Annotated in this window: 8 protein-coding genes and 3 pseudogenes; 8 read left to right on the forward strand and 3 right to left on the reverse strand. The window is 67.8% G+C overall.

Features of this window, described 5'->3' with window-relative positions:
• Positions 1-151: 151 nt before the first annotated feature.
• Genes FXN61_RS45520 through FXN61_RS45530 form a run of 3 tightly spaced genes read left to right on the forward strand, consistent with a single transcriptional unit; the run spans position 152 to position 1,735 of the window.
• Positions 152-808 (forward strand): alpha/beta hydrolase family protein, encoded by a 657-nt coding sequence (locus tag FXN61_RS45520; protein ID WP_167980033.1) that lies wholly within the window; start codon positions 152-154, stop codon positions 806-808.
• Between the two features lie 9 nt (positions 809-817).
• Positions 818-1,408, forward strand: coding sequence for a TetR/AcrR family transcriptional regulator (locus FXN61_RS53795; RefSeq protein ID WP_167980034.1), 591 nt, complete (start codon positions 818-820; stop codon positions 1,406-1,408).
• Positions 1,409-1,417: 9 nt separating this feature from the next.
• On the forward strand, positions 1,418-1,735 hold the full coding sequence (locus FXN61_RS45530; RefSeq protein WP_167980035.1) for a histidine triad nucleotide-binding protein: 318 nt from the start codon (positions 1,418-1,420) through the stop codon (positions 1,733-1,735).
• Here the strand turns inward: FXN61_RS45530 and FXN61_RS45535 are convergent.
• The 3 genes from FXN61_RS45535 to FXN61_RS45545 are packed head-to-tail and all read right to left on the reverse strand — an operon-like array spanning position 1,732 to position 3,276.
• Positions 1,732-2,493, reverse strand: a complete 762-nt coding sequence (locus FXN61_RS45535) for a GNAT family N-acetyltransferase (protein ID WP_167980036.1) — start codon at positions 2,491-2,493, stop codon at positions 1,732-1,734. The genes FXN61_RS45530 and FXN61_RS45535 overlap by 4 nt on opposite strands.
• Positions 2,494-2,527: 34 nt before the next feature.
• Complete coding sequence (locus FXN61_RS45540; protein WP_167980037.1) at positions 2,528-2,719, reverse strand: hypothetical protein; 192 nt, start codon at positions 2,717-2,719, stop codon at positions 2,528-2,530.
• Positions 2,716-3,276: a GNAT family N-acetyltransferase gene (locus tag FXN61_RS45545; protein ID WP_167980038.1), complete on the reverse strand. Its 561-nt coding sequence runs from the start codon at positions 3,274-3,276 to the stop codon at positions 2,716-2,718. The genes FXN61_RS45540 and FXN61_RS45545 overlap by 4 nt, the downstream gene beginning before the upstream one ends.
• Positions 3,277-3,421: 145 nt before the next feature.
• On the opposite strand from FXN61_RS45545, the pseudogene FXN61_RS53800 reads away from it, so the two are divergent.
• From FXN61_RS53800 to FXN61_RS45560, 5 genes and pseudogenes are all read left to right on the forward strand, one after another.
• Positions 3,422-4,114: pseudogene (locus FXN61_RS53800) on the forward strand (PhoH family protein); the annotation flags it as partial.
• Between the two features lie 570 nt (positions 4,115-4,684).
• Positions 4,685-4,915: pseudogene (locus FXN61_RS53805) on the forward strand (LAGLIDADG family homing endonuclease); the annotation flags it as partial.
• Between the two features lie 282 nt (positions 4,916-5,197).
• Positions 5,198-5,554: pseudogene (locus FXN61_RS53810) on the forward strand (PhoH family protein); the annotation flags it as partial.
• A 5-nt stretch (positions 5,555-5,559) separates the two neighbouring features.
• On the forward strand, positions 5,560-6,120 hold the full coding sequence (gene ybeY / locus FXN61_RS45555) for an rRNA maturation RNase YbeY (protein ID WP_167980040.1): 561 nt from the start codon (positions 5,560-5,562) through the stop codon (positions 6,118-6,120).
• Between the two features lie 6 nt (positions 6,121-6,126).
• The coding region (locus tag FXN61_RS45560; RefSeq protein ID WP_167980041.1) for a hemolysin family protein at positions 6,127-7,243 on the forward strand (1,117 nt) is incomplete at its 3' end.

Here is a 7,243-nt window from a genome sequence, read left to right on the forward strand (position 1 = left end):
TTTTTGGGGCGAGCCCCGCAAACCCCAGCCGGCGGGCTCCGCCCCCGGACCCCCGGCCGGCTCGGCGCTGGCGCGCCATCGCGGCCTATCCCACTGGTTCCCGTGTCGGTTCGTTTCCGTGTCGTTGTTGTTCTCTCTGTAAGTTCTGTGCGTGCAGCGGATTGCTTACGGTGGTCACCCCAGTCAGTTTGGTGAGCTTTACGTTCCCGAGGGTGCGACTCAGGGTGCTGTTGTCGTCATTCACGGTGGTTTTTGGCACCAGCGGTATGGGTTGGAGCTGGGGCGGCCGCTTGCGGAAGTGCTTGTCGCCGACGGCTTTGCTGTTTGGAACATTGAGTACCGGCGTGTTGGCGGTGGGGGTGGGTGGCCGCAGACAGGGCTGGATGTTCTTGCTGCCATTGACGCTGTCGACCTTGGGCCTGTGGTGACGCTGGGACATAGCGCTGGAGGCCATCTCGCTGTGTGGGCGGCCAAACACAGTGCGCGAGTGGTCGGGGCAGTGGCTCAGGCGGCGGTGCTGGACTTCACGAAGCACGTCACGCACAGGGCGTTGGAGCTGTGTACCGAGGAGCAGTTCGCGGAGGCTTCGCCCGCGGCGCTCGTGCCCATCGGCAAGCCTGTGATCTGCGTGCACGGTGATCAGGACGAGGACGTTCCGGTGGCGCAGAGCGTGGAGTTCTGCGCTGTCGAACCGCAGGCGGAACTCGTTGTGGTGGAAGGGGCCGGGCACATGGACGTGATCACGCCCGGCACCGAGTCGTGGGAGAGGTGCCGCGCGTCAGTCGTTCGGCTTGCGCGCGACTGCTAAAAAGAGCCGGTGCCGAAGGTTGTCGACCATGAGGAACGCCGCCGCGAACTCGCCGAGGCGGTGTGGCGCATCGTGCAGCGCGATGGGATCGACCACGCGTCGGTGCGCGCCGTTGCGGCGGAGTCCGGGTGGTCGAGCGGGTCGTTGCGCCACTACTTCCCGACGCAGGACGCGTTGCTCGGGTTCGCGATGGAGCTCGCCTACCGGCGGTTCATCGCGCGGCTGGAGAAGATCGACACCACGGTCGGCAACCGGGAGCTCCTGAGGGCCTTCGCGCACGAGATGCTGGCGCTGGACGACGAACGCCGAGTCGAGGCCGCGGTGTTGTTGTCGTTCCTGCCGCGTGCGATGGTCGAGGCGTCGTTGCACGAGATGGAGCGTTACGGCACGCGTCAGTTGTACGGCGAGGTCGCGCGCATTCTCGTTGCCGCACAAGAGGCCGGGGAACTGCGGGACGGTGTCGTGCCGATGAAGGCGGCGCGGCGGCTCATCGTGCTGATCGACGGGCTCAACATCCACCACCAGCTCGGGCCGGCCGAGCTCACGGTCGACGACATGGTCGAGGCCGTCGACGAGCAGCTGGACACCCTTTTCGCTTAACGTCGGTGCATGTCCTGTTTGTTCTGCCGGATCGTCGACGGTGAGATTCCCGCGACGGTCGTGCACGAGACCAAGACCACGCTGGCGTTCCGCGACATCCGCCCCAAGGCGCCCGTGCACGTGCTGCTCATTCCGCGCGAGCACGTGCCGAACGCCGTCGACCTGGACCGCGACCAGCTCGGCGACCTCTTCGCCGCCGCGAAAGAGGTCGCCGAGGCCGAAGGCGTCTCCGAATCGGGGTACCGGCTGGTGTTCAACACCGGGCCGGACAGCGGGCAGGAGGTCTTCCACGCCCATCTGCACGTGCTCGGCGGTGAGCGCCTTTAGCCGAGGGCCTGCAGCAGCGGCGCGTGGTAGCAGGCGCGGTCGCCGGGCAGCTGCTCGGCGTTCTTGACCATCCAGGTGCACTCGCCCCACGACTCCATGCCGTGCGCCCGCACGAACGCGACCACCTCCGGGTCGTGCACGTCGACGCGCACGCTGCCGTTACCGACCGCCGAGTCGGCGATGAGCGCGCACGCGTCGGCGGGGGAGTCCGCGATGACCGGGCCGATGAACAGCCGCTCGTCCCGGACGCGCCACGAGCCCGCGATGCCGTGCGGCGAGATCCGGACGGATCCCGTTGTCAGCAGCTGCTCCCACAGGAAGGGGCGCGTGAGGCCGCTGACCTTGGCGTCGAGCGCGACGAGTTCGTCGAGGTCAGCCGCGGTGGCGATATGCGATATATCGGATACGGGACCCGTGAAGACACCCGTGTGGATGTCCGTGAAGCCCACGGCGTGGAAGCCGAGCTGTTCGTAGAGCGGGCGGCCCATCGACGTCGCGAACAACGTCGAGACGCCGGTATCCAATACATGGGATACCAGTCGGCGGGCGTGACCCCGGCGCGCCGCGCGTTCCGCCACCAGCACCATGCTGACCGACGCCAGCTCCGGATAGCGCGTCACGATCGTCGTGCCGACAAGGCCTTCCTCGTCGAACAGTCCCCAGCCTTCGCCGTGCGTCAGCAGGAACTCCCACTTGCTCTCCTCGCGCGCCGACGACCGGCTCTCGGCCAGGTCCGAGCACGCCGGAATGTCGGCCACCGTCAGCCTTCGCAGTTCCACAGTTCCCCCGGAATCACCCAAGTGCGTGCGAGGCAGGCGCGAAGTAGCGCGACCGGTCGCCCGGCACGTCCGCGTCGCCGCGCACCATCAGCGTGCAGCCACCGCTGCGCTTCTCGAAGCCTTGCCCCAGCAGGAAAGCCCCCACGTCGGCGTTGTCCGTGTCCACCCGGATGTCGCCCGCCCCGGCAGCCACGTCCGCGATCATCTCGCACGCCGCGGAGGCGGACGCGCGATCACCGGGCCCATGGTCAACCCCACAGGGTTCGGACGGGTGGCGATCACGCCGGACTCCGACGTTCGCACGGTGTACGGCGACGCCGGATCGAGCAGCCGTTCCCAGAGCGCGGCCCGTGAATACCCGCTCACCTCGCGGTCGAGCGCCGCCAGCGAATCCACGTCGGCAGGAGTGGCCGGCCGCGTCACGCCGGGAGCGTCACCGGAGTACACGCCGTGGTAGTCGGTCGTGGCACCGACGGGGTGAAAGCCGAGCCTGGCGTACAACGGCTCACCCATGGCCGTCGCATACAGCACTGATGGACTGATATCCAATATATTGGACATCATTCTGGTGCCGATGCCCCGACGTCCGGCCCACGACGCGACCAGCACACCGCTGATCGCCTGCATCTCGGGATACGGCGTGGTCAAAGCTGTGCCCAGCAACCCTGACGAGTCGAACGCGCCCCACCCCGGACCCAGTTCGAGCATCAGCTCCCATTGCGCGGGCGTCCACACCCAACCCCGGTCCGTGATGAGCTTCATGCACTCGGGTATGTCTTCAACACCAAGCCTGCGGATCTCCACGGTTCATGAGCACACACGGTGAGCAATCCGGTAGCCACCCAATTTCGGCCGGACTAGCATCGACGGCACCAGATCCGAGCGACAGGAAGCAGGCCGGGGCCACGTGGCCGAAGAAACACAGCAGAGCAACAAGGAAGGTCAGTCCCGGTTCGCCGTGCCCGATGGTGCGGTGCTCAGCCTGCTGGGGTCGCGTGACGAGAACCTCCGGCTCGCGGAGGAACTGCTCGACGCCGACGTCCACGTGCGCGGGAACGAGATCACCTTGTCCGGCGCCCCAGCCGACGTGGCCTTCGCGGAACGGGTCTTCTCCGAGCTCGTCACCCTCGCCAGCCGCGGCCAGGCCGTCGACCAGAACACCGTCCGCCGCACTGTCGCGATGCTGAGCTCGAACACCGACGAGTCGCCGGCCGAGGTGCTGAGCCTCGACATCATCAGCCGCCGCGGCCGCACGATCCGGCCGAAGACGCTGAACCAGAAGCACTACGTCGACGCGATCGACAAGAACACCATCGTCTTCGGCATCGGCCCCGCCGGTACCGGCAAGACGTATCTCGCCATGGCCAAGGCCGTGCAGGCGCTGCAGGCCAAGCAGGTCAACCGGATCATCCTCACCCGCCCGGCCGTCGAAGCGGGCGAGCGGCTCGGCTACCTGCCTGGCACGCTCTACGAGAAGATCGACCCGTACCTGCGCCCGCTGTACGACGCGCTGCACGACATGGTCGACCCGGAGTCGATTCCACGCCTGACCCAGGCCGGCACGATCGAGGTCGCGCCGCTGGCTTACATGCGTGGCCGGGCCCAGCCGATCTTCACTCCCGTTCTCACCCCGGACGGCTACCGGCCGATCGGATCGCTGCAGGTCGGTGACCTCGTCATCGGCTCCAACGGCGAACCGACCCCGGTCCTGGGTGTCTATCCGCAGGGCGAGAAGGACGTTTACCGCGTCACCGCGCAGGACGGTTCGTCGACGCTCGCATGCGGTGAGCACCTGTGGACGGTGCGCACGGCGTCCGACCGACGCCGGAACAAGCCGTGGCGGGTGCTCGAGACCAAGGAGATGATCGGCAACCTGCGGGCCGCACACGCCCGCCGCTACGAGCTTCCGCTCCTCAGCGCGCCCGTGTGCCTACCGGAGCGCGAAGTGCCGATGAACCCGTACGCGCTCGGTCTGCTGCTCGGCGACGGGTGCATCACCGGATCGACGACGCCGTCGTTCTCGACCGCTGATCCGGTTCTCGCCTTCGCGCTGCAGGTCGCACTGGAACCGCACATCGCGGTGATGAAGAAGAACCAGGTCGACTACACGATGCGGCGCGTCAGAGCGCCGGGCGACCTGGTGACGATCGAGAACCCGGTGACCGCCGTGATGCGGGAGCTCGGGCTGCACGGCACGCGTTCGCACACCAAGTTCGTGCCCGAGCTCTACCTGCGCAACAGCGCGGACGTACGCCTCGCGGTCCTGCAGGGCCTGCTCGACTCCGACGGTGGTCCGGTCACTCAGGTCGGGCGCACCTGCCGCATCCAATACGCGACGACATCGGAACGGCTGCGAGACGACGTGGTCGGTCTGGTGCGCTCGCTCGGTGGCGTCGCGTACTGGCGCTGCCGCCCTGCCGAGGGGCGCAAGCCGGGCATGGCGAAGGGTCGTGAGGTCGGCTACCGCCACGACGCCTACGTCCTGGACGTCAGGCTGCCCGAGGGCGTCGAGCCGTTCCGGCTCAAGTGCAAGCGGGAGAAGTACCACGCCGCCGGTGGTGGTGGGCGTCCGATGCGGTTCATCGACAGCATCGAGCCCGCGGGCCGGACGGAGACGGTGTGCATCCAGGTGGCGGCACAGGACTCCCTGTACGTCACCGAGGACTACCTGCTGACCCACAACACGCTGAATGACGCGTTCATCATCCTCGACGAGGCGCAGAACACCACGCCAGAGCAGATGAAGATGTTCCTCACGCGCCTGGGCTTCGGCTCGAAGGTCGTCGTGACGGGTGACATCACCCAGGTCGACCTCCCCGGCGGCCAGCGCAGCGGTCTGAGGGTCGTCAAGGACATCCTCGATGGCGTCGATGACGTGCACTTCTCGGTGCTGACCAGCCAGGACGTGGTGCGCCACCGCCTGGTCGGGGACATCGTCGACGCGTACGAGAAGTGGCAGGTCGAGCAGGACGTCATCGACCAGAACGGGCGACACCCCGGACCCGGTGCACGCCGGGGGAACCAGCGCCGGGGACGATAGGCGCCGTGAGCATCGAGATCGCCAACGAGTCGGGTGTCGGAGTCGACGAGGGTTCCATCGTCTCCGCCGCCCGGTTCGCGCTGGACCGCATGGGCGTGAGCCCGCTGGCCGAGTTGTCCGTCCTGCTCGTCGAGCTGGACGTCATGGCCGACCTGCACGAACGCTGGATGGACCTGCCGGGTCCCACGGACGTCATGGCCTTCCCCATGGACGAGCTGGACTCCGCGCGCCGCCCCGACGCCGCGGGTCTCGGCCCGGCGCTGCTCGGGGACATCGTGCTGTGCCCGGCGTTCGCCAAGGACCAGGCCAAGAAGGCCGGCCACGGCCTGCTGGACGAGCTGCACCTGCTGACCGTGCACGGCGTGCTGCACCTGCTCGGCTACGACCACGCCGAGCCCGCTGAGGAACGTGAGATGTTCACGCTGCAGAACCGCATCCTCGCGGACTTCCGCAACGCGCGTGACGAGGCCGAACGGGCCGCGCACCAGCGCAGCACGGACGACAAGGTGCTCGGCGCGGTCGGCTTGGACGAGCAGAAGCCTCTGCAGCACCCCGAAGAAGACTGACGCGCCATGAGCGAGAACCCAGCCAGTGTGATCGTGCTGGCCGTTCTGCTCGTGCTTGCCGCCGGCGTCTTCGCGTGTGTGGACGCCGCTCTCGGCACCGTGTCACGGGCACGGGTCGAGGCGCTGCAACGGCAGGGCCGTTGGGGGACTGGGCAGCTGCTGCAGGTCCTCAACGACCGCCCGCGGCACGTCAACCTGTTGCTGCTGCTGCGCCTGTTCTGCGAGATGTTGGCGGCGGTGCTGGTCACGACGGTGTTCCTGCAGTACGAGGACGAGGACTGGCTCGCCGCCCTGTACGCGTGCCTGAGCATGCTCGTCGTGTCGTACGTGCTCGTCGGTGTCGGACCGCGCACCCTCGGCCGTCAGCACCCGTACGCCGTGAGCCTGATCGCCGCGGGCACGGTCCGGCAGCTCGGCCGCGTCCTCGGGCCGCTGTCCAAGCTCCTGATCCTCATCGGTAACGCCATCACGCCCGGTAAGGGCTTCCGCGAGGGTCCGTTCTCGTCCGAGGTGGAGCTGCGCGAGCTCGTCGACATGGCGCAGGAACGCGGCGTCGTCGACGAGGGCGAGCGCGAGATGATCCACTCGGTGTTCGAGCTGGGCGACACCATCGCGCGCGAGATCATGGTGCCGCGCACCGAGATCGTGTGGATCGAGAAGACCAAGTCGTTGCGGCAGGCGCTCGCGCTGTCGTTGCGCACCGGCTACACCCGTGTCCCGGTGATCGGTGAGAGCGTCGACGACGTGCTTGGCGTGGTGAACCTCAAGGACCTCATGCGGGCCACGCTCGCCGAGGACGAGGATCCGAAGAGCGTCGCCGAGCTGATGCGCCCGATGAGCTTCATCCCCGACTCGAAGCCGATCGCGGACCTGCTGCGGGAGATGCAGGTGTCGCGCAGGCACATGGCGATCGTGGTCGACGAGTACGGCGGCACCGCGGGCCTGCTGACCATCGAGGACATCCTCGAGGAGATCGTCGGCGAGATCACCGACGAGTCCGACACCGACGACCGCCCGCCGGTCGAGCACCTGGAGGACGGCGCGGTGCGGGTCAGTGCGCGGCTGCCGGTCGACGACCTGGACGCGTTGTTCGGCACCGAGCTCGACGACCACGAGGTCGAGA

The sequence above is a fragment of the Lentzea indica genome (assembly GCF_012184385.1).
Lineage (GTDB): Bacteria > Actinomycetota > Actinomycetes > Mycobacteriales > Pseudonocardiaceae > Lentzea > Lentzea indica.